The organism is Conyzicola nivalis (genome assembly GCF_040548875.1).
GTDB classification, from domain to species: domain Bacteria; phylum Actinomycetota; class Actinomycetes; order Actinomycetales; family Microbacteriaceae; genus Conyzicola; species Conyzicola nivalis_A.
On record NZ_JBEPSJ010000002.1, the window covers coordinates 257,805 to 278,471 of the forward strand.

25 protein-coding genes are annotated in these 20,667 nt (G+C 67.4%); 4 read left to right on the top strand and 21 right to left on the bottom strand.

From position 1 onward, the window contains the following. Positions 1 to 44: 44 nt before the first annotated feature. From ABIE21_RS09845 to ABIE21_RS09895, 11 genes are all read right to left on the bottom strand, one after another. Positions 45 to 281, bottom strand: a complete 237-nt coding sequence (locus ABIE21_RS09845) for a DUF1272 domain-containing protein (protein ID WP_354025151.1) — start codon at positions 279 to 281, stop codon at positions 45 to 47. 1 nt (position 282) lies between these two features. Continuing rightward, the gene (locus ABIE21_RS09850; RefSeq protein WP_354024648.1) at positions 283 to 1,272 is read right to left on the bottom strand and encodes an acetylxylan esterase; all 990 of its coding nucleotides are present in this window, start codon (positions 1,270 to 1,272) and stop codon (positions 283 to 285) included. Positions 1,273 to 1,282: 10 nt separating this feature from the next. Further along, entirely contained in the window at positions 1,283 to 2,167 is an 885-nt protein-coding gene (locus ABIE21_RS09855) for a carbohydrate ABC transporter permease (RefSeq protein WP_354024649.1), read from the bottom strand. After that, positions 2,157 to 3,110, bottom strand: coding sequence for a carbohydrate ABC transporter permease (locus tag ABIE21_RS09860; protein WP_354024650.1), 954 nt, complete (start codon positions 3,108 to 3,110; stop codon positions 2,157 to 2,159). The genes ABIE21_RS09855 and ABIE21_RS09860 overlap by 11 nt, the downstream gene beginning before the upstream one ends. A gap of 7 nt (positions 3,111 to 3,117) precedes the next feature. Further along, entirely contained in the window at positions 3,118 to 4,404 is a 1,287-nt protein-coding gene (locus ABIE21_RS09865; protein ID WP_354024651.1) for an ABC transporter substrate-binding protein, read from the bottom strand. A gap of 15 nt (positions 4,405 to 4,419) precedes the next feature. Next, positions 4,420 to 6,027: an FAD-dependent oxidoreductase gene (locus ABIE21_RS09870; protein WP_354024652.1), complete on the bottom strand. Its 1,608-nt coding sequence runs from the start codon at positions 6,025 to 6,027 to the stop codon at positions 4,420 to 4,422. Continuing rightward, positions 6,024 to 7,082, bottom strand: a complete 1,059-nt coding sequence (locus ABIE21_RS09875; protein ID WP_354024653.1) for a LacI family DNA-binding transcriptional regulator — start codon at positions 7,080 to 7,082, stop codon at positions 6,024 to 6,026. Before ABIE21_RS09875 ends, ABIE21_RS09870 begins: the two co-directional genes overlap by 4 nt. Positions 7,083 to 7,199: 117 nt before the next feature. Beyond that, complete coding sequence (pstS, locus tag ABIE21_RS09880) at positions 7,200 to 8,282, bottom strand: phosphate ABC transporter substrate-binding protein PstS (RefSeq protein ID WP_354024654.1); 1,083 nt, start codon at positions 8,280 to 8,282, stop codon at positions 7,200 to 7,202. 84 nt (positions 8,283 to 8,366) lie between these two features. Beyond that, the gene (locus ABIE21_RS09885; protein ID WP_354024655.1) at positions 8,367 to 8,768 is read right to left on the bottom strand and encodes a VOC family protein; all 402 of its coding nucleotides are present in this window, start codon (positions 8,766 to 8,768) and stop codon (positions 8,367 to 8,369) included. 9 nt (positions 8,769 to 8,777) lie between these two features. After that, positions 8,778 to 9,236: a helix-turn-helix transcriptional regulator gene (locus ABIE21_RS09890; RefSeq protein WP_354024656.1), complete on the bottom strand. Its 459-nt coding sequence runs from the start codon at positions 9,234 to 9,236 to the stop codon at positions 8,778 to 8,780. A 28-nt stretch (positions 9,237 to 9,264) separates the two neighbouring features. Beyond that, a complete protein-coding gene (locus tag ABIE21_RS09895) occupies positions 9,265 to 9,489 on the bottom strand; it encodes a hypothetical protein (RefSeq protein ID WP_354024657.1) in 225 nt (74 codons plus the stop codon). A 632-nt stretch (positions 9,490 to 10,121) separates the two neighbouring features. On the opposite strand from ABIE21_RS09895, the gene ABIE21_RS09900 reads away from it, so the two are divergent. Both ABIE21_RS09900 and ABIE21_RS09905 read left to right on the top strand, forming a co-directional pair. Beyond that, a complete protein-coding gene (locus ABIE21_RS09900; RefSeq protein WP_354024658.1) occupies positions 10,122 to 10,391 on the top strand; it encodes a hypothetical protein in 270 nt (89 codons plus the stop codon). A 160-nt stretch (positions 10,392 to 10,551) separates the two neighbouring features. Further along, entirely contained in the window at positions 10,552 to 11,127 is a 576-nt protein-coding gene (locus ABIE21_RS09905; protein WP_354024659.1) for an NADPH-dependent FMN reductase, read from the top strand. Between the two features lie 55 nt (positions 11,128 to 11,182). Here ABIE21_RS09905 and ABIE21_RS09910 read toward each other — a convergent pair whose 3' ends face one another. Together ABIE21_RS09910 and ABIE21_RS09915 are read right to left on the bottom strand one after the other, a co-directional pair. Next, on the bottom strand, positions 11,183 to 11,359 hold the full coding sequence (locus ABIE21_RS09910) for a hypothetical protein (RefSeq protein WP_354024660.1): 177 nt from the start codon (positions 11,357 to 11,359) through the stop codon (positions 11,183 to 11,185). 2 nt (positions 11,360 to 11,361) lie between these two features. Further along, positions 11,362 to 11,805 carry a VOC family protein gene (locus ABIE21_RS09915; RefSeq protein ID WP_354024661.1) on the bottom strand — a complete coding sequence of 148 codons (444 nt, stop codon included), beginning with the start codon at positions 11,803 to 11,805 and terminating at the stop codon, positions 11,362 to 11,364. A gap of 143 nt (positions 11,806 to 11,948) precedes the next feature. Here ABIE21_RS09915 and ABIE21_RS09920 point away from each other — a divergent pair, with 143 nt between their 5' ends. Then, positions 11,949 to 12,716 (top strand): SGNH/GDSL hydrolase family protein, encoded by a 768-nt coding sequence (locus ABIE21_RS09920; RefSeq protein ID WP_354024662.1) that lies wholly within the window; start codon positions 11,949 to 11,951, stop codon positions 12,714 to 12,716. A 12-nt stretch (positions 12,717 to 12,728) separates the two neighbouring features. Here ABIE21_RS09920 and ABIE21_RS09925 read toward each other — a convergent pair whose 3' ends face one another. Both ABIE21_RS09925 and ABIE21_RS09930 read right to left on the bottom strand, forming a co-directional pair. Beyond that, the gene (locus ABIE21_RS09925; protein ID WP_354024663.1) at positions 12,729 to 13,088 is read right to left on the bottom strand and encodes a DoxX family protein; all 360 of its coding nucleotides are present in this window, start codon (positions 13,086 to 13,088) and stop codon (positions 12,729 to 12,731) included. Further along, positions 13,085 to 13,990 carry an alpha/beta hydrolase gene (locus tag ABIE21_RS09930; protein WP_354024664.1) on the bottom strand — a complete coding sequence of 302 codons (906 nt, stop codon included), beginning with the start codon at positions 13,988 to 13,990 and terminating at the stop codon, positions 13,085 to 13,087. The genes ABIE21_RS09925 and ABIE21_RS09930 overlap by 4 nt, the downstream gene beginning before the upstream one ends. An 86-nt stretch (positions 13,991 to 14,076) precedes the next feature. On the opposite strand from ABIE21_RS09930, the gene ABIE21_RS09935 reads away from it, so the two are divergent. Beyond that, the gene (locus ABIE21_RS09935; protein WP_354024665.1) at positions 14,077 to 14,643 is read left to right on the top strand and encodes a TetR/AcrR family transcriptional regulator; all 567 of its coding nucleotides are present in this window, start codon (positions 14,077 to 14,079) and stop codon (positions 14,641 to 14,643) included. Between the two features lie 2 nt (positions 14,644 to 14,645). On the opposite strand, the gene ABIE21_RS09940 is transcribed toward ABIE21_RS09935, so the two are convergent. The 6 genes from ABIE21_RS09940 to ABIE21_RS09965 form a co-directional block, all read right to left on the bottom strand. Continuing rightward, positions 14,646 to 15,743 carry a Gfo/Idh/MocA family protein gene (locus tag ABIE21_RS09940; RefSeq protein WP_354025152.1) on the bottom strand — a complete coding sequence of 366 codons (1,098 nt, stop codon included), beginning with the start codon at positions 15,741 to 15,743 and terminating at the stop codon, positions 14,646 to 14,648. 32 nt (positions 15,744 to 15,775) lie between these two features. Next, positions 15,776 to 16,453 carry a ThuA domain-containing protein gene (locus ABIE21_RS09945; protein WP_354025153.1) on the bottom strand — a complete coding sequence of 226 codons (678 nt, stop codon included), beginning with the start codon at positions 16,451 to 16,453 and terminating at the stop codon, positions 15,776 to 15,778. A 17-nt stretch (positions 16,454 to 16,470) separates the two neighbouring features. Beyond that, a complete protein-coding gene (locus tag ABIE21_RS09950) occupies positions 16,471 to 17,298 on the bottom strand; it encodes a carbohydrate ABC transporter permease (RefSeq protein ID WP_354024666.1) in 828 nt (275 codons plus the stop codon). After that, entirely contained in the window at positions 17,295 to 18,242 is a 948-nt protein-coding gene (locus ABIE21_RS09955; RefSeq protein ID WP_354024667.1) for a carbohydrate ABC transporter permease, read from the bottom strand. Before ABIE21_RS09955 ends, ABIE21_RS09950 begins: the two co-directional genes overlap by 4 nt. Continuing rightward, on the bottom strand, positions 18,239 to 19,540 hold the full coding sequence (locus ABIE21_RS09960) for an extracellular solute-binding protein (RefSeq protein WP_354024668.1): 1,302 nt from the start codon (positions 19,538 to 19,540) through the stop codon (positions 18,239 to 18,241). Before ABIE21_RS09960 ends, ABIE21_RS09955 begins: the two co-directional genes overlap by 4 nt. A 102-nt stretch (positions 19,541 to 19,642) precedes the next feature. Next, the gene (locus ABIE21_RS09965; protein WP_354024669.1) at positions 19,643 to 20,632 is read right to left on the bottom strand and encodes a LacI family DNA-binding transcriptional regulator; all 990 of its coding nucleotides are present in this window, start codon (positions 20,630 to 20,632) and stop codon (positions 19,643 to 19,645) included. Positions 20,633 to 20,667: the final 35 nt, after the last annotated feature.

The following is a 20,667-nucleotide window of genomic DNA, read 5'->3' on the forward strand; positions in this document are numbered from 1 at the left end:
TAAACGCAGGACGAACGGGTGCACCGGGCGTCCGCCGAGGCCGGTCAGCGAGCGGGCGCGCAGTCCTTCGCGAGCACGCGCTCCGTGGAGGCGGGGTTGTCCGCCAGCTTGGCGGGCGAACGGGTGGGGCGCAGCGCGAGGTCGCCGCCACAGTTCGGGCATCGACGGCCGTCGAAGCCGTCGACACAGTCGGCGCACCACGTGCACTCGAACGAGCAGATGAACGCGACGTCGTCTGAGGGCGAGAGATCGCGGTCGCAGCACTCGCAGCTCGGGCGCATCTCAAGCAACGGCGTCGCCCGTCAGCGCACGGTCGAAGAGTTCGCGCAGGACGGCGAGCGCGACCACGTCGTCCTGCGGACCGCCGCCCTCGTGTCCGTTGTACGGCCACACGGTGATCGCCTTCGCCCCGGCGTAGTTGTTGTAGGCGCCGAACACGGTGGACGGCGGGCAGGTCGAGTCCATCAGAGCGACCGAGATCGAGGCGGGGGCAACCGCCCGCTTGGCGAAGTTGACGCCGTCGAAGTAGGCCAGCGTCGCGTGCACGGCCTCCTCGCTTCCGCGGTGGACCGCGAGGAAGCGGCCGATCTCGCGGTAGGGGTCGGCGTCGGTGATGGTCGCCGCCCGCGGGAAGTCGCAGAGAAACGGCACGTAGGCGACGACTCCGGCGAGGTCGGGCACGAGCCCGGCGACGGCGAGCGCGAGGCCTCCGCCCTGGCTGCCGCCGAGCACGGCGACCCGCTCGGCGTCGACGATCGGCAGCGACCTGGCAGCCTCGACCGCGCGCACCGCGTCGGTGATGACACGACGGTAGTAGTAGGTCTCGCGGCTCTCGATGCCGCGGGTCATAAAACCGGGTCCCTGCGGGCCGGAGCCGTCGGGGTCGGGTGTCGCGCCGATGCTCCACGACGATCCCTGGCCGCGCGTGTCCATATGCAGGTGCGCGTAGCCGGCCGACGCCCAGAACAGGTTCTCGGTGGGCTCGCCCCGTCCCCCGCCGTAGCCGACGTACTGCACGACCGTGGCCAGCGGCTCCGTCGTGCCCGCCGGGACGCGCAGCCAGGCGCGGACCGGCTGCCCGTCGTACCCGGCGAAGGTCACATCGAACACGTCGACCGTGACGAGACCCGTGTAGACCGGCTTTACCGAGACCGCGAGGTCGAACGCCCGGCTCTGCTCCAAGGTCGCCGCCCAGAACTCGTCGAAGTCGGCCGGGTCGACCTGTGCACTGCGGTAGTCGCGCAGCTGGGCTTCGGGGAGGTCGGTGAACATTCGGGGCGTCCTATCCTTTGAGACCGGTTTGAGCCAAGCCTTCCACGAATTGCTTCTGAGCGATGACGAACACGACGAGCACCGGGAGGGCGGTCATCGTGGCCGCCGCGAGCTGCACGTTCCATAGCTGTCCGCCGTAGGCGTCGGTGTACCGAGTGAGCGCCTGCGGCAGAGTGAAGAGCTCGGGCGACTGCAGGTAGACGGTCGGCTCGAGGTAGAGGTTCCAGATGTGCAGGAAGGTGAAGATCGCCACGGCACCGAGCGCGCTCTTCGCGAGCGGCATCGCGATCTTCCACCAGATGGCGAAGCGGCCGAGGCCGTCGAGCCGCGCCGCCTCCTCCAGCTCGATCGGCAGCGAGATGAAGAACTGCCGCATGATGAACGTCGCGAGCACGCTGGGGGCGCCGAACGTCGACACCAGCAGGATCGGCCAGTGCGTGTTGATCAGCCCCATCTCGTTGAAGATCTGGAACAGCGGCACGATCGTCACCTCGCTCGGGATGAGCAGGCCGATCAGCACGATGAGGAACAGCAGGTTCTGCCCGCGGAACCGAATGCGCGCGAACGCGTAGCCGGCGAGCGAGGAGATGAACATGGTGCCCACCGTGACGAAGAACGAGATGTACAACGAGTTGAAGTACTGCTGCACGAACGGCTGCATCTCGAACGCCTTGGTGTATCCGTCGAGCGTGGGATTGGCGGGCCACAGTGTGGGCGGGAAGGCGAAGATCTCGCTGATCGGCTTCAGCGACGAGGTGATCATCCACCAGGTCGGCAGCACGAACGGAATGGCGAGGATCGCCAGAGCGGCGTAGAAGAAGGCACGTCGCACGACGACTTTCGTCTGCGGGTTCGGCGGAGTGCGTCGGGCGAGGATCGCGGCATCAGTTTTCATAGAAGACCCACTTCTTGCGCAGCTGCCACTGCACCACGGTGAGCAGCAGCACGATGAGGAACAGCACGATCGAGAGAACCGAGCCGTAGCCGAACTCGCCGAACAGGAACGCCTGCTGGAACAGGTAGTAGACGAGTACCGTCGTCGAGATGCCCGGCCCGCCCTGCGTGAGCACGGCGATCTGCGCGAAGACCTGCAGGGAGCCCACGATCGTGATGATGAAGGTGAGCAGGATGGTCGGGGAGATCAGGGGGATCGTGATGCGCGTGAAGATGGTGCGGGATCCGGCGCCGTCGATTCGGGCCGCCTCCTGGAGCTCCTGCGGAACGCCCTGCAGGGCCGCGAGGAAGAGCACCATGTTGAGCCCGACGTTCTTGAACACCTGCACGATGACGACGCTGGCCATCGCAGTGGGTCCTTCGCGCAGCCAGTTGGGACCGTCGATGCCGATCACCTCGAGCGCGCCGTTGATGCCGCCGTTGTCCTGGAAGAGGAAGCCCCACACGATCGTCCAGGCGACCAACGAGACGACGACGGGCGAGAAGAACAGGGTGCGGAAGAAGGTGATGCCGGGCAGCGAGCGGTTGAGCATCACTGCGAGCAGCAGCGCGATGGTGATGTTGAAAAAGACGAGGAAGACCGAGAAGATCCCGGTGGCCTGCATGACGGGCGCGATCTGCGGGTCGCCGAGGAAGCGCTCGAAGTTGTCCACGCCCACGAAGGTGAACGAGTTCGCGAGCACGTTCCACTCGTGGAAGCTGAAGTACACGACGAGGGCGAGCGGGATGAGCACGAAGGCGACGATGCCCAGCACCTGGGGCGCTACGAAGATGTAGCCGGCCACGGCGTCGCGCTGCTTGTGGGTCAGCCGGCGCTTGCGCGGGCCGGTGCCGCCGGACCGGGCGACGGCCCGGTCCGGCAGCACTGTGGATTCGGTGGTCACAGGGCTCCTAGTTGCCCAGGATCGGTTCGACCGACTCGCAGACGCCGTCGAGAACGGCGGCCACGTCGGCCTCCGGAGTCCACATCGCGTCGAGCGAGGCACGCACGGTCTGGCCGATCTTGGCCGAGTCGGTGTGGCTGGGACGAACGACGCCGGTAGAGATGCCGGGCACGACCACGTCTTCGATCTGGTCGGCAGTCAGCACGGGGTTCGCGGCGGCGAGCGTCTGGGCGTTCAGCTGCGAGTCACGGGCGGGCGGGAACCACTGCGCCAGCTTCTCCGAGTTGTCGGGGTTGGTGAAGAACGCGAGGAAGTCGGTCGCGACCTGCGCGTTCTCGCCCTGCGCCATCACTCCGATGCCCGCCTGGCCGACCATGGAGTACTCGCCGGCCGGTCCCTCGGGCAGCGGCAGCAGGTTCCACGCGAAGCCGGCCTCGGCGAGCAGCGATGCCCGCGAGATCTGCGTCACCGTGAACGCCGACTCGCCGGCGAAGAAGTCTGCCGTGGCGCCCGGCCCCGGCATCGACTTCTTCTCGAACGCGGCCTCGTGCAGGAAGGTGAGAGCGTCCACCATCTCGTCGGAGGCGAACTCGCATCCGGCCCCGTCCTCGCTCCACGGCGCGGCACCCCAGCCGAGCCAGACGGTGGCCAGGTTGTCCCATGTCGTGTAGTCGAAGTCGCGGATGACGAAGCCCGCCTTGCCGGTGGCCGCGTTGACGGCCGAGCCGACCTCGGAGATGTCCTCCCAGTTCCACTTGCCTGCGGCCTGCAGCTCGGCCGCGGTCGGCTGTCCGGCGGCGGCTAGCAGGTCGTCGTTGGCGAAGACCACGAACGGCGACGTCGAGAACGGGTAGGCGATGAGCTGGTCGTCGCTCTTCCACAGCTTTGTGGCGGCGGCGTTCAGGTCGTCGAACTCGTAGCCCTCGGTCTTCTCGAGGGTACCCTGGATGGGCGCGAGCGCGCCGGAGTCGACGAAGTCGGGGGCCGCGTTCTCGAGTATCCAGGCGAGGTCGGGCGCCTTGCCGCCGGCGACCTGCGTGGTGAGGGTGGTCGTGTAGTCCTCGAAGGGCAGCGGGTCGAAGGTGACCGACTCGACCTCGGGGTGCGCGTCGATGTACTCGGCCGCGATGGCGTCGAACAGGGCGAGCTGGTCTTCGTTCGATGTCCAGACGGTCATCCGCAGTTCGACGTTCTTCGCCGTCGCCGCGGGTTCCGCCGCGCCGGAGCAGCCCGCGAGTACCAGTGATGCGGTAGCTAGCAGTCCAGCCGTGGTCAGCCACTTTGCTGATCTCATGATCGTTCTCCTCGTTTAATAGCCGGTGACGTCGGGCCAGTGCAGCTCGACACCCCGGCGGGATAGCAGGGATTGGAACTCCTCGAGCAGTCGGGGAGTGTGGCGGACCGTGCGGGGATCAGTCGCACGGTCCAGACAGAAGACCGCTAGCCAGCCTGCTGCCTCGCCGATGTTCCACTCCACCGGGTGGAGCCGGAAGGCCCCGTTGGTGATGTGGGTGGTACCGACGTTCTTTCCCGCGGGGAGCAGATTGTCCAGGCGAACCGGGATGAGTGCTCCGAGCGGAATCTCAAACGGCGCGGATGCGACGTCGATGTAGTTGTCCCCACCGGTGGAGGGGTGCAGGTCGATCCGGTACATGCCGATACCGACGCTGTCGTCGAAGGTGGCCGGGCGGCCGTGGCCGCGCAGCTCGATCGAGAGGTCGCTCTCGACGACCCGGTATTCCGACACGATGCGGCGCGACTCACGGATATAGGGCGCCTGGGCGAGGCCGTCGTCGGTGCCGGTGATGTCGCCGCGCAGGCGCAGCCCGGACCAGCCCGTGCCGCCGTCGGGGCGCGGGGCTTCGGTCTGCAGCCAGTAGAACATCGACAGCGACAGCTGCTTCGACGCCTCGAGATGCGTCGCCGCGTCGGGGTTGTCGATGAGCGAGCCGTCGAGGTAGTCGATCATCGGCCAGTTGACGAGAACCAGGTCGCTGTCGAGGTGCCCGTCGGCGAGCATCTTCTTCGAGAGGATGCGGCGGAAGATCCACAGCTCGCTGTCTCCCCCGTCGGCGCGCTGGTCGGCGAGCTGCTCGAACGGGTCGTCGTCGATCGTCGGGGTAAAGCTGCGGGTGACGATCTCGAGTGTGCGCGGGTGCGGCGCGGTCAGGCTGAGCAGCGGCGCTCCCCAGAACTCCGGCCGGTAGGCACTCCAGTACTCGTAGTCGCGGGGCTGCGCGATCACATGGTTCTCGCCCTCACGGTGGTCGATGACGAAGCACCACGAGAACGCCTGCACGTTGTGCGGCTGGGCCTCCGTCGGTGCGCTGGGCTCCCCCGTGTCGGCACGGCTCTCGGCACCCGTCACGTACTCGGCACCGGTGAGCGGCAGCAGGTCGCCTAGCTCGGTGGCGTCGAGCACGTAGGCGGCGGCGAGTTCGAGCCGGTCGCCGGTGAGGAGGTTCTCGACGACGACTGATCGCACGACCGTGTCGTCGACGACGGCGCTGACCGGAACGTAGGGCTTGAGGATGCGCAGGGCGCCGGATCCGAGGTACGGAGCGAGCAACGAGTCGATGACCGAGACGGCCACCCTCGGTTCTGCGCACAGCCGGCTGACGAGTCCCGCACCCGGGTTGAGGTAACGCTCGGCGCGGGCGGCGTCGGTGAGCGGATAGTGGGCGCGGTAGTAGTCGCGGATGCCGTCGCGCAGCTCCCGGTACGAGGCAGTGACGCCGAACTGCTCGACCCAGGTGTGCTCGTCGAGCGGCACCGCCTGGCTGGTCAGCTGTCCGCCGAGCCACTCGTACTGCTCGGTGATGATCACGGTCTTGCCGCCGCGGAGGGCTGCGATCGCGGCAGCGACCCCTCCGAGTCCGCCGCCGACGATCAATACGTCGGAATTGAGATGGTTCACGTGAGGCTCCCGGCTCTCGGGGCGCCCAGCGTGGTGCCTCGGATGATCTCGCACTCCAGCAGTCGCTGGTGCGGTAATTGTTCGGCCCCGCGGGTGCCGTTCATGATCTGGTCGAGGAGTCTCATGGCGACCACTCCCAGCTCCTGACGCGGTGCGCTCAGCCGCGTGTAGTCCGCGGCGTTGTCGGTGGGACGCGTGCGCTCGCCGAGCACGACCATCGAGAGGTCGCCGGGCATGGAGATGCCGTCGGCGGCGGCGAGGTCGTAGATCGACTGCGCGTGCGCGGGGTCTTCGACGAAGAGCACCGTCGGTGCCGCGGCACGGATCTGCGCCCACAAGCCTTCGAGGTCGCTGCCGTCGGACGACAGCGTCGTCGCCGTGACGCCGGCAACGTCGAGTGCGCGGGTCAGCCCGTTCTTGCGGTCGCGCGTGGACTCGGCAGCGAACGGCAAGTGCAGATAGAGGAAGTCGGTGTGGCCGACATCGAGCGCCATCCGCGCGAGGGTGGCCGTCGCGGTGACGTAGTCGACTCCCACGTACGGGATGCGGCCGTCGGCGGCGTCGCGGCGACCGATCGCGACGAACGGGTAGTCGCTGTCGACGAGCCGCTCCAGTTCGTCGGCGTCCATCTCGCGACCCAGCAACAGGCATCCGTCGGCCAGGCGCAGCCTGTTCTTTTCGTGGAAGACGCGACGACGCCCGTCGATGACTGGAGCGCTCGTGAACATCAGCAGGTCGACGCCGATCTGCTCTGCGGCGCTCTCGACTCCGGTGAGCAGCGGCGTGTAGAAGTCCGAGCTCTCGTTCGGGAAGGCGTGCTCGTAGGTGAAGACGCCGACCAGATTGTTGCCGACCCCCGCGAGACTGCGGGCCGCCGGGTCTGCCACGTAGGTAGTTTCCGCGATGACGTCGAGGACGCGCTGGCGCGTGCTCTCCGGGATGCGGGTGCCCGCGTCGGTCTTGCCGTTCAGCACGAGCGACACCGTGGCCTGGCTGACGCCGGCAAGCTCGGCGATCGTGCGCTGCGTGACCCGCTGCGACTTGTGTAGCGACATTGCCCACACCACTTTCTCGTCTTTGGGAGAGGTAATGCGCATTACCATACCAGAGATTCGCTGCTAATGCGCATTATCATCGAAAGCCCGAAATCGGTGCGAGCGGGCGCCCGGCGCCTATTCGATGGTCGCGATGGCGGCTAGCACGCGCTCGGCGGTCGCCGACGAGAGCGGCGCCGACCCGGCATCCGTCGCCGCAGCGGCCTGGCCTTCTTCATCGGCGACCGACTCGAAGTACTCGCGCACGAGATCGCCCGTCTCGGAGTCGGCGTACTCCTGGCAGGCGATGAGGTAGCTCACGAGCACGAGGGGATACACCCCGGAGGCGGTGCTCGTGCGGTCGATGTTCACCACGATGTCGTTGGGGTTGTCACGGGTGGCGAGCGGCGACGCGTCGATGATCGCCGCGGCGGCTTCGGCCGAGTAGACGACGAACTCGCCCCCGACCCTGAGCTCGGCGACGTCGAGTTCGCCCGCGCGCGACGCGTCGACGTAGCCGATCGCATTCGTGCCGTCGGCGACGGCGTTGACGACGCCCGCGTTGCCCTGCGCGGCCTCGCCGCTGAACGGGAAGGCGTCGGCGGGCTCCGTACCCCAGATCTCGGGCTCGTTCTGGTAGAGGTAGTCGGTGAAGTTCTTCGTCGTGCCCGAATCGTCGGAGCGGTGCACCGCTGTGATCGCGGCGTCGGGCAGCGTGACGCCCTCGTTCAGGGCCACGAGTGCAGGGTCGTTCCAGCGGGTGATCTGGTTGGAGAAGATGCCGGCGATCGTGGCGGCGTCGAGCCGGAGGGTGTCGACGCCTTCGACGGTGAAGACGAGAACGAGCGGCGAGACGTAGACGGGAAAGTTGATGCCCGCGGTGCCGGGCGCGCACGACCCGAAATCGTTCTCCAGCTCGTCGTCACTGAGCGCCGCGTCGGACCCGGCGAAGTCGACACCACCGGCGATGAACTGCTCGCGGCCGGCACCCGACCCCGAGGGCTCGTAGTTGACGGTCACGCGGGAGTTCGCCCGCTGGAAGGCGGAGATCCACACATCCTGGGCGGCGGACTGCGCCGAGGAGCCGGCCCCGTCGAGGGTTCCGACCAGGTCGCTGTCGGTCTGACCGGTCTCGTTGGCGGCGCATCCGGCGAGGAACGATCCGACCACCGCGAGCAGCAGCGCCGCCCTGACCCGCTGGCGTACGATTCTGTTCTTCACGATGACTGCCCCTTGCTCCCGCTGCGCGACATGCCAGCACCCTCGACGGTACACGGGCACGCGCGCGAGACGGAATCCGTGAGGTCAGCCCTCCGAGAGCCGCACCATGTTGCCCGACGGGTCGCGGAAGGCGGAGTCGCGCGGGCCCCACGGCTGCTCGATCGGCTCCTGGAGCACCTCGGCCCCGGACTGGCGCGCCCGTTCGAAGGCGGCGTCGAGATCGTCGGTGCGGAAGACGAGCATGGGCATCATGCCCTTCGCCACGAGCTCTTGGATCGCGTCGCCGTCGGACTGGGAGCGGCCGGCGTGAGGCTCGCTGAGCACGATCTCGACTCCCGGCTGGTCAGCGCTGCCGAGCGTCACCCAGCGGAACCCGCCGTTCGCCACGTCATTGCGCACCTCGAGCCCGAGTCCGTCGCGGTAGAAGGCCACAGCCTCGTCGACGTCGTTGACGGTGATGTTCGCGTACTGCAGTGAAATAGTCATACCGTCACCCTAGGAAGCGGCGACCCCGACCGCTTCTCGAATCCTGCTCGGCTGGGTTGGCGACGACGGGATCCGATAGAACGGCCGCGTCTGGATCTTGGCGATGCACGCGGGCATCGCCTCGACTGCGCCGTGCGCGCGAGCCCGGTACGCGCTCGGCGTCTCGCCCACGAGCTCGGTGAAACGCGTGCTGAACGAGCCGAGCGACGTCGCGCCGACCGCCATGCACGCGTCGGTCACGCTCATGCCCCCGCGCAGCATCGCCATGGCGCGTTCCACGCGACGGGTCATGAGGTAGCCGTACGGGGTCTCGCCGTACGCGGCCCTGAACTTTCGCGAGAAGTGAGCGGGCGACATCAGCGCGCGCTGCGCCATCGTGGGCACGTCGAGCGGTCGGGCGTATTCCCGGTCGATGAGGTCGCGTGCCCGGCGCAGGTGCGCCAGATTCTCGAGCTCGAGCGGGGTCATGGCACGAGGGTACACCCGCGCTCAGGCGCTATGCGGTCGGGAATTCGTAGGTCGCGCCGTTGCCGAAACGCTCGGAGATGGCGAAGTCGAAGTCGGCGTCGCTGATGTCGTAGATGCCGTGAATCGCCGCGTTGTCACGGATGGCCGAGAGCTCGCGCGAGCGTGAGTAGAACATCGGGTCGGTGGCGAGGATCGAGTAGCCGCCGACGATGAAGTCGACGTTCTTGCGGGTGACGGTAGTGGTGTTAGTCATGCTGTGGTGCTTTCGTTTGGTGCGCTGATTCGCAGCGTCATTATGAGGCGGATGCTCCGCTCACGTGGCCCGGGCGGCGTTCGAAACGCGCGTGGAGACCACGAGGATTAGCCGATGCTTCGGCGAGGGTGTCACGCTGTCCGGCTGATACCGAGACGGCGGTTCTGATTGAAATCTGAGGTGCGGCCGTGGTGTCAGATCGGCGGCGGGGGCAGACTTCTCGATGCCCAACTAGGAACAGTACACGACCGCGGCTGAAAGTTCAGGGTTGCGCGCTGATCGCCACCACCGCTACGGTGGGCAAACGCCACTACGACGAAAGGAGCCCGACGTGTTCGACAACGCAAATGCAGACGCATTCAGCATCACCGCCGGCTTCGTCGGCGTCTTCTCCGCCTGATCGGTAGCTCTTAACCCACCGGTCCAGACGGTGGTGACGCTCTCGAAGCTCGACCAGGCAGCATCCGCAGCAGTCAGTAGCCGCCTGCCCTCGGTCACCCACCCCGCACGAGACGTCTTCCGCGTCCCGTCCCGCCGCATCTCGCGGCCACCCCTCTATTCGGCGACCCCGAACGCTCTTCGGCGCGCTCGTTTTCGCCGTCGAGTATTCACGCAAGAAGGAACCAACCACCATGAAAAGCCAACTGGTGACCACAACAGGTCGCCACGAACATCCGCCCCAACCGGTCGCCAGTCACGAGCCGCACAGCGTGCGTCGCGTGGGCGTGCTCGACCGGGCCGCCCTGCACATCGGTGTAGCGCTCATCAAGTGGGGACGCCGCCCCGTCAAGATCGACACCCGGGAGCAGCTCGCGGTCTACGCCGAGGTGCAGAGAGTGCGTCTCGAGCGCGAGCGGGAACGTGACCACTACATGGCCACGCACCTGCCGCGCATCTTCTGACCGCACTCCCCCGATATCGCACAATTCGCACATCGACGTGCCCTGCGCACACCAAAGTGCGAATTGGCGGGCGGGACTATTGGGCATCCCCGGCGCGTTGGGTGGTGGGGTGGACGTCCGTTGACGTCTGCCTCACCCCCGACTCGTAGGAGCTACTCTCTTGACCAAGATCGCCATCATCATCGGCAGCACCCGTCCCGGACGCAACGGTGCCGCCGTCGCCCAGTGGGTCCTCGAGCAGTCCGCGTCGCGCTCCGACGCAGAGTACGAGCTCGTCGACCTCGCCGACTACCCGCTTCCGCACCTCGACGAGGCGATGCCGCCGGCGATGGGACAGTACGCGAACGACCACACCAAGAAGTGGGCCGCCAAGATCGCGGAGTTCGACGGCTACATCTTCGTCACACCCGAATACAACCACTCCACCACCGGCGTGCTGAAGAACGCGATCGACTACCTGAGCGCCGAGTGGACCAACAAGGCCGCGGGCTTCGTCGGCTACGGAGTCGTCGGCGGCGTGCGCGCCGTCGAGCACCTGCGCCTCGTGCTCGCCACGATGCACATGGCCACCGTCGGTTCGCAGGTCGCACTGTCGCTGTTCACCGACTTCGAGGCGATGAGTACCTTCACGCCCGGCCCGCAGCACGACGCACCCCTGACGTCGCTGTTCTCTCAGCTCGAGTCATGGTCGGCCGCACTCTCCCCCCTCAACGCGGTCGAGCCCGCCGCCGCCTGAGCACGGACGTAGGAGAAGCCGGCGCGATTCGCGCCGGCTTCTCGTCGTCTGCGGGTCACACCTTCACGATCCGGTAGCCGTCTTCGGCCAGAGCGCGCGCCATGAAGTCGGCGTACCACGTCGGCCATTCCTCGTCGTAGACGCCGCCGAGTTCCTCGGCCTCGTGCACGCCGTGCGCCGTCGCCGCCCGCACCAGGAGGTCGTGAATGAGCTCTTTCGTGGAGTCGTCCATGATCAGCGCCCCGGCAGACGCTTGACGATCTCCTGCAGAAACCAGCCGTTGCCGTCCGGGTCCTCGAACGAGACGAACGAACCGTAGTCGGCGCGGTCGGGCGCGGGACCGCTGACCCGGTTCTTTCCGCCGGCGCGATGGAAGATGCCGTCGGCGTCGTGCCACACCTCGCTCACCTCGATGCCTCGGCCTGCCAGCTCCGCCCGAGCGGCCACGATGTCGGTCACCACGAGGTGCAGGTTCTGCACAGATCCGGGTGCCGAGTCGGTGATCCCGCGTCCGAAGATGATCGACATCTCCGATCCCGGTGGAGTGAACTGCACGATGCGCAGTTCCTCGCTGATGTCGAAATCGGCGTCGAGCCGGAATCCTGCCCTCTCGTAGTAGGCCTTCGACGCGTCGACGTCGGAGACCGGCAGAACCAGCACCTCTAGTTTCATATCCATGCGACTTGCTCCTTGGTTTCGATTGAGCGGATGATTCGGCTCGAGTGGTCTCCAGTGTCCAGCTGTCGCGCGGCGCACGGAAAGGCCTGCCTGATCGGGGAGCCGAGCGGCGCGCACCCACACCGATGTGATGGACTCGACCCATGGCATCCGCATATCGCAGCTACGTCGCAGTCGGGGACAGTTTCACCGAGGGGGTCGGCGACGACACCCCGGACGGCGGCGTTCGCGGCTGGGCCGACCTCGTCGCCGTCGGGCTGGCGCTCGCATCGCCCGAGCCGGTGACCTACGCGAACCTCGCGATCCGAGGGCTCAAGATCACGCCGATCGTGGGATCGCAGCTCGACGCCGGAATCGCGCTCGGGCCCGAGCTGATCAGCATCAACGGCGGTGGCAACGACATCATGCGCCCGCGGGTGTCGGTGGCCGCGATCACCGACCAGCTGCTCGGCGCCGTGGAGCGCGCCACCGAGAGCGGGTCGCACGTGCTGCTCGTGAGCGGGGCCAACCCCACGCGGCACATCCCGCTCGGCCGGCTCGTCGAGTCGCGCGGCAACCAGTTCGCGCGCGGCATCCGCGAACGTCTGCCGATGCAGAACACGACGTTCGTCGACAACTGGGCCGACGAAGAGCTGACCGAGCTGCGCTACTGGTCGGCCGACCGACTGCACCTCGGACCGCTCGGGCACGAGCGCGTCGCCGCGAACGTTCTCGCCGCCCTCGGCGTCGAGCTGCCCGACGACTGGAGCGCCGGCGCGGCCGCGTTCGAACACTCGCAGCGCACGGCTGCCTACTGGCGGGAGTACGTTCTGCCGTGGATCGGGCGCCGCATCACCGGCCGTTCGTCCGGCGACGGCCGGCTGCCGAAGATCGCTACGCTGCAGCGCGTCGAGGTGCCGCCCGCCCGCTGACCGGTCGCGACGTTACAAAAGGAAGGAGAAGACCAGTGTCGCCGCGCAGATGAGCAGCATGCCGGTCGCGTTGAGAAAGAGGTTGCGCCCGAAGTCGCGCGCCCTGATGTGCATCGAGATCGCCACGACGAAGTAGAGCACGAGAGCGGCGGTGGTGACAGCGCCGAGGTACGGGACCCAGACGCCGGCGACGAGACCCAGCACGGCCGCGAACTTCACCGGCGCCATCAGCCGCCAGTAGCGTCTCGGCCAGTGCACGTCGTCCCAGCACTGCGCCACGAAGGCGACCGGCTTGATGCAGAGCACGCCGTCGACCAGTGTGATGAACGCCAGCACGAGCACCGGCCAGACCGGATCGGGCAGCACGGTCACGGGGTGCGCTCCGCCGTCAACAGCACCGAGTCGAGGAAACGCACCTGGTCGCCCAGCACCTTCTCGCGAACCTCCGGCTCGTAGAAGTCGAAGTGCGCCACGTCGTAGCGCAGCACCCGGCCGAGAGGTGCCTTCTCGCCCAGTTCGCTGGCGGATGCCTCGGGGGACTCCTTGTCGCGCCCGCCGACGCACACGAGCAGCGGCATCCGCACCCTGCCGGCGACCGCACCCGGCTTGTACCGCATCATCTCGAAGAGGGCCCGCGGTGCCGTGCGGTTCTGCCAGGTCTCGCTCTGCAGCCCGCGGATGGTCTGGCTCGCCTCGCTCGACGCCATGACCGCGAGCTCCCCCGCCCCGCCGACCGCCGGGATGTACAACGGCGGCCGGCCGAGCCGCGCCCGCAGCGCGTCGCGGGTCATCGCCCACAGCAGTCGGCGGTTCGCCGAGGCCGGCCGGCCCTCGACCCTGCGCGGAAACCCGTTGAACGGGATCTGGCTCACGACGGCGGCCACACGCGGTTCGTCGGCGGCGACGGTGACGACGTGGCCGCCGCCGAGCGAGGTTCCCCAGAGAGCGATCCGGTCTGCGTCGATGTCGTCGCGACCCTTGAGAAAGCGCAGGGCCGCCGTGATGTCGGCGCGCTGGCCCTCGATCGAGACGAGCTGCCGCGGTTCGCCGTCGCTGCGGCTGAACGACCGGTAGTCGAAGCTGAGCGCGGCGATCCCGGCCCGTGCGAACGCCTCGGCGGCGGCCACGATCGACGGGGTGTCCTGCGTTCCGGCGAAGCCCGTGCAGAGCACGACGGCCGGCGACGGGGTGCCCGCGTCGGGCGGCGAGTAGAGCCATCCGCGCAGTGTCACCCCCGCGGATTCGAAGTGCACATCGGTTCGTCCCACAGTCATCCGCCCGCTCCCTCCATCGAGACCATACGGTATGGTATGTCTACTTTTGCGCGCAATCAACCCATACCGTTTGGTATCGTCGCGGGATGAAGGACACCGAGGCCCGTTGGATCTCCGAGGGGCTCGCTCTGCTGGCCGAGGAGGGTGCGCAGGGGCTGCGCATCGACCGGGTGGCCGCCAGGCTGGGCTTGTCGAAGGGGTCGTTCCACCACCACTTCGCCGGGGCTCCCGGCTACAAGTCGGCGCTGCTCGAGCACTTCGAGCGCATCTCCGTGGAGTCGCTCGAGGGCGCGATCGCCCGCACCGACGGTCAGAACCTGCGCGTTCGGCTCGCCGAGCTCAGCCGGCTGGTGAGTGCGGACGACGCCGGCATCTACTCGCCCCGGCTCGACGTCGCGGTGCGCGCGTGGGCGTCGTCGGACACGGAGGTCGCGGCCATGCAGGCCCGCATCGACGACGCCCGGCTGGCGGCGCTGCAGGCGGCCTGGCGCCCCTTCGTCGCGACCGACGGGGAGGCGCACGCGGCCGCCCTGCTCCCCTTTCTCATCGGGGTGGGGGCGACGGCCGTCGTGCCGCCGGTCGCCCCAGACGATCTGCGCGCGGCGTACGAGCTGCTGCTGCCCCTCGTGCCCGAGGAGCCGGCGGCGACGTAGCCCTACACCGCGAGCGCTCCCATCCTCGAGTGGGCCACAGCGGCAGGGCGTTCGACGGTCGTGGTTAGCTGTCGAGTCTCGCCATATTCTGCCGCGGAGGTGATCGACTCCATGATGTCGAGCACGTGCATGGCCATGTCTCCCGAGGCTCGGTGACCGCGCCCCTCGTCGATGGCGACGGCCATCTCGGCCAACCCGTAGCCCCGCCCGGCGCCGAGGAAGCCCGCCGAGTCTGGAACGTTCCGCCAGGTGCGGCTCGTGTCGAGCAGTTGCACTGTGCCGTCGAAGATATTCGGGTCGGGCACCGACACCGAGCCCGCGGTACCGAAGACCTCGATGCGAGGAAGATTGCTCCCCCACACTTCGAAGCTGAGGAGGACTGTCGAGATCGCTCCTCCGGCGTGGTGCAGAATCGCGGCGACGTGCGTGTCGATGTCTACGTCAACGGCGGTGCCGGCCTGGGGGCCGGTGGCGATCAGACGGGTGCGGTCGGACCGGCTCGCGGCTGCGGAGACGGTCACGACGGGGCCCAGCAGCGTGACGAGCGAGGTCAGGTAGTACGGCCCCATGTCGAAGAGCGGCCCGCCGCCCGGCTGGTAGTAGAACTTCGGCGCGGGGTGCCACAGCTCGTGGCCCGGTGCGGTCCAGTTCGCCGTGGCGCCGATCGGCTCACCGATCTCTCCGCGGTCGATCACGTCGCGCGCGGTCTGAATACCCGTTCCGAGGACGGTGTCCGGCGCGCTGCCCACGCGCAGTCCGCGTGAGCGGGCGAGCTCGAGAACACCTCGACCTTCGGCGAGCTGCAACGCGAGCGGCTTCTCCACGTAGACGTGTTTACCCGCCAGCAGGGCCGCGATCGACACGTCGACGTGTGCGGCGGGAACCGTCAGGTTGAGCACCACATCGACATCCGCAGATGCGAGGAGGTCGTCGACAGACCGGGCTTCGACCGAAGCGGCGGACGCCACGGTCGCCGCCTTCTGCATGTCTAGGTCGGCGACCGCGACGAGCCGCAGTTGCGGGAGCCGGCTCATGCTGGCCAGATACTGGTCGCTGATGACGCCCGTTCCGATCAGGCCGACGCGGAGGGGAGATTCCAGCGCTTCGACGACCGAGGGCTCGGACGCCGTGCTCACGAACGAGCCGCCCACAGCAGCCCCCTCTCGGTGATGGCGCGAACGGACGGGTTCATGAGGACCTCGAGGCGGTGCCCCGGCGTCGAGACGAACACGCGGCCCTCGCCCCAGTACCGCTTCCAGACCGCAGGCGATCGGATCGGCTCGTGCCAGGGATCGCCGGGGCGCACCGGCTGAGTGGTGGTGGCGAGCACGTCCATGTAGCCGTCGGCGAGCACCCAGTACTGCTCGGAGTCGATCACGAAGTCGTCGAGACCCTGCATGATCGGATCGCTGCGCCCTGAGTCGGTGAGATTGATCTCGTGCGGACGGTAGTTGTCTGACTGCTCGCCGGTTCGCTCGTGCGGCGCAAGCCCGGGGTGGGCGACGAACTGCCCACCGACCAGCTGGAGGTAGTCGGCGCTGTTGCGGTAGGAGTCGACTATTCCCCCGTGCCATCCCGCGAGTCCGGTGCCCGCCGCGACAGCGTCGCGCAGTGCCTCGAGCTCGGGCTTCTCGATCGTGCTCTTCGTCACCGTCTGCACGATCAGGTCGACGGTCGCGAGGTAGCCGGGCTCGCTGTAGACGAGCGGCGAGTCCTCGACCCGCACGGTGAAGCCCTCCGACTCGAGGAACGAGCGCATGGCATCGCTCGTCTCCTCCGGCTGGTGTCCGAACCATCCTCCGCGCACCATGAGCGCACTGCGGCGGGTCACTTGCTGAACCCCGCGGTCATGCCGCTCACGAGCTGACGCCGACCGAGGATGTAGAGAGCGAGGATGGGCAGCGTCGAGAGGACCACTGCGGCCATGATGCCGGGTACGTTGACATTGAATTCTCCTTGAAAGGTCCAGAGGGACAGGGGCAGAACGCGATTTTCCGGGCTCTGGGTGAGCACGAGCGCGAACAGGAAGCCGTTCCACACGGTGAGTGCGTCGTAGACCGCGACGGTGACGATCGCGGGTCGTGCGAGGGGGAATACCAACGACCAGAGGATGCGCCACTGGCCGGAGCCGTCGACGCGCATCGACTCGAACAGCTCCTTCGGAATGTCGCGCACGAAGTTCACGAGGATCAACACGGTCACGGGTATCGCGAACCCGATGGAGGGCAGGATGATCGCCAGCAACGAGTCGTAGAGTCCGGCCTTGCTGAGCATGTAGAACAACGGCACGATCGTCGCCTGAAGCGGGATCGCCAGACCCATCAACAGGAGGGTGAACGACACCCTCGCCGTCCAGCGGGTGGAGCGCACGATCACGAACGCTGCCATCAACGAGACTGCGACGGTGACCGCGACGGTGGCGACGGTCACGATGACGCTGTTGCCGAGGTAGAGCAGGAAACCCCGCTCGAGCACCAGCGCATACGATTCCAGCGTCGGATTCGACGGCGGAAGCAGCTGGTTGTCTGTGAAGTACCCCTCCTGTCGGCGGAGGCTCGTGATGACGACGTAGTAGATCGGCACGATGATGACGGCCAGCCAGACGAATCCTCCGACCGCCCCGAGTACGTTCGGGCGACGCGACTGGACGCTCACATTCCCTCCTGCTGGCTGCGCATCTTCGCGAAGCCGCTGAAGCTGGTGATGCCGGAGGCGATCAGCAGGCCGAGAGCGACGAGGACCATCGCGAGCACGCTCGCCCCTCCCATGTCGTTGGCCGCGAAGCCGGTGAGGTACATGTCGACGGGGAGGATGCGGATGCCGAATCCCGGCACTCCGCCGGTGAGCACGAAGATCACGTCGAAGTAGGTGAGGGACCCGACCAGCATGATCGTCGACGAGGTGACGACGGTGTTGCGGATCTGGGGCCAGGTGACGTTCACGAAAGTCTGGAGCCGGTTCGCGCCATCCAGCTCGGCGGCCTCGAACAGCGATGGCGGAATCTGCCGCACCCCGGCTTGGTAGAGGAGGGAGTGGAACGGCACGAACTGCCACGCGATGATGAAGATCACTATCACGAGGATGAGGTCGGGGTCGCCGAGCCAGTCCTGCCGGAGCCACGGAATGCCCAGCGATGCGCCCAGGCCGAAGTTCGGGTCGAGGATCGACTTGAACGCCAGCGCGACGGCGGCGGACGACAGGATGAGGGGCAGGAAGAACAGGGTAGCGAGCACGGCCCGGTACCTCTGCTTGCCTGCGATGAAGACGCCGATGAACAGGCTGATCGGGGTCTGGACCAGCCACGAGATCACGACCACCTTCACACTCAGCATCAGCCCGTTGACGAAGCTGTCGGAGGCGAGGATGCGAAACCAGTTGTCGAAACCGGCCCACGTCGGGTCGGAGATCGCATCCCACCTGGTGAAGCTCAGGTAGAGCGCCACGGCGAGGGGCACCACCACGAAGAGCGCGTAGAGCACGAGCGCGGGCAGCAGAAGCAACGAGCTGGGCTCGTCCTTCTTGAGACGACCCTTGACCGCCGTCTCGTGAAGCGGGCGGGGCGAGGAGATCGTCTCCGGCGCTCTTGTCAGGACGCTCACTGCGCGGCGCTCGAGTTCATCGCCTCAGAGAACTCTGCGGGAGTGATCGAGAGCGTGAACAGTCGGTCGAGGTTCGTGAGGAGGGCCTGCGCCTGGGCCGGATCGAGCGCCTGGTCCCACGACATCTGGAAGCTCGGTGCTTCACTGATGAGCTCGTAGACGAGCCCGCCGAAGTCGGCGTCCTCGCTCTCGCCGATGGCCGTGTCGATGCCGGCGAGCGGTGGTACCTGGTTCGCGGCGATGAGACGGTCGACGAATGCCTCGTTCCAGAGGCCTTCCTTGAGATAGTCGATCGCCACGTCTTGCTGCTCTTCTGAAGCATCCGCGGAGACGGAGAAGTAGCTCGTGGGGTTGCCGACCACGTTCGCCGGGTCGCCGATGCCGCCGTCGACGGTGGGGAAGGTGGCGTATCCGAGCGAGTTCTCGGCGAACTCCGGAGCCTGCGACCGGAAGGTGCTGTTCACCCAGGTCCCCTGCAAGACCATCGCCGCTTTACCCGTGTAGACGAGTGCGGCGTCGGCGCTCGAATCGGTAGTGACCGACGCGAAGCCCTCGGCGAACCCGCCGGCCTCGACGAGCTCCTGAATGAGGGTGTTGGCCTCCACCACGGCGGGGTGCGACCACGCGTCCTCCTCCCCGGCGAGAATCGCGGCGAAGACCTCCGGGCCGCCGATGCGGTCGACGAGGTACTCCTGCCACATCAGTTCGGGCCACTTGCTGCCACCGGCGAGCGCGAAGGGGGCGACGCCCGCGTCGTTCAGGGTGGAGACGACGTCGAGCAGGTCGTCCCAGGTCTCGGGCGGCTTCACTCCGGCGGAGTCCATGACGTCTTTGTTGTAGTAGATCACCACGGGTGCGACGGCTTTCATCGGCACCGCGTACACGGCTCCGTCGAACGTCACGGGTTCGAGGGCGAAGGGCAGAAAGCGATCGGAGACGTCGGCGAGCGAATCGGTGAGGTCGAGCACCTTGCCGGCGTCGACATACGACTCGAGCACTCCCCCGCCCTTGTTGTAGATCAGGGTCGGCGCTGCTCCGGCACCGACCGCGGTGCGCACCTTCGTCTTGTAGGCCTCGCCTTCGAAGTAGCTGGCGGCGATCGGCGCATCGGAGTTGGCCGTGTTCCAGTCGGCGATGGAGGGGTCGAGGATCTCCTCCTGGTCGGAGGTTATCCCCCAGAGGGTGACGTCTGTCGAGTTCGCCGAGCTCGAGCTGCACGCGGCGATCGAGACCGTGAGCCCGGCTACGACCGCGAGGGTCGCGATTCTTCGAGACGTGGTTGAAGTATGAAGCGTCATTGCTTACTCCTAAGAGGTTCGGCCAGGGGTGTCGCACCGCTGTCCATCGGTGAGGTGACGTTATTCGAGCGCGACGGCGACCCGCAACAATTCGTGACTGATCTAGAAACTTTTCGTTCGCGCGGTGCTCTCACGAACCACGAGAGTCGTCGAGAGCTCACGCCTCAGATCGGCGAGCTCCCCATCGTGCGGACGCAACACGATATCGATCGCGTCGACCGCCATCTGCGCGATGGGCTGGCGGACGGTGGTGAGGCTGGGCGCCATCCACCCGGCCACGGCGATGTCGTCGAAGCCGACGACGGAGAGATCGTCGGGGATGCTCAGCCCCAGCCGTCGGGCCGCTTCGTACACGCCGAGTGCCTCCATGTCGTTGGAGGCGAAGATCGCAGACGGACGGTCGTCGGAGTCGAGCAGCTTAATGCCCGCGGCGACGCCGGATTCGCGGGTGAATTGTCCGAGCACGACGCGCGTGGCGGGCACGGTGAGCCCGGCCGCGGTCATCGCGTGCCGGAAACCCGACAGCCGCGCGTGCGTGCACATCATGTCGCGGGGGCCGGTGATCATGGCGATGTCGGTGTGCCCCAGAGAGAGGAGATGTTCCGTCGCAGCGACCCCTCCCGCCCAGTTGGTGGCACCGACCGACGGCACGTCGGGGTCGGGGGACCCTGCGGGGTCGATCAGCACAAACGGGATGTTGCGCGTGCGCAGACGCCGCTTGTGCTCGGCCGACAGGTTCGTCAGCACGAGGACGACGCCCACCGGCCGACGCCGCGCCACTCCCTCGATCCACGTCGAACCGGGGTCGTGCCTGGTCTCGGTCTGCGTGAGCACGATGTTCAGGCCGTGTCTGCGCACCGCGGATTCGACGCCGCGAACGATCTCGAGCGCCCACATGCTCGACAGCGCCTGCTCGACCACGACCTCCACCAGTCCGCCGGCGCCGCCGCTGTCGCCCCGTCGCAGATAACCGTGCTCGTGCAGCAGCTGCTCGACCCGCTCCCGCGTCTCCGCGGAAATCCCGCTACGGCCGTTCAACACCTTGGACACCGTGGAGAGCGACACCGACGCCTCGCGTGCGATTACCGCCATAGTCGGTCGTGTCTCGCTCGGAAAAGTTTCGTTCA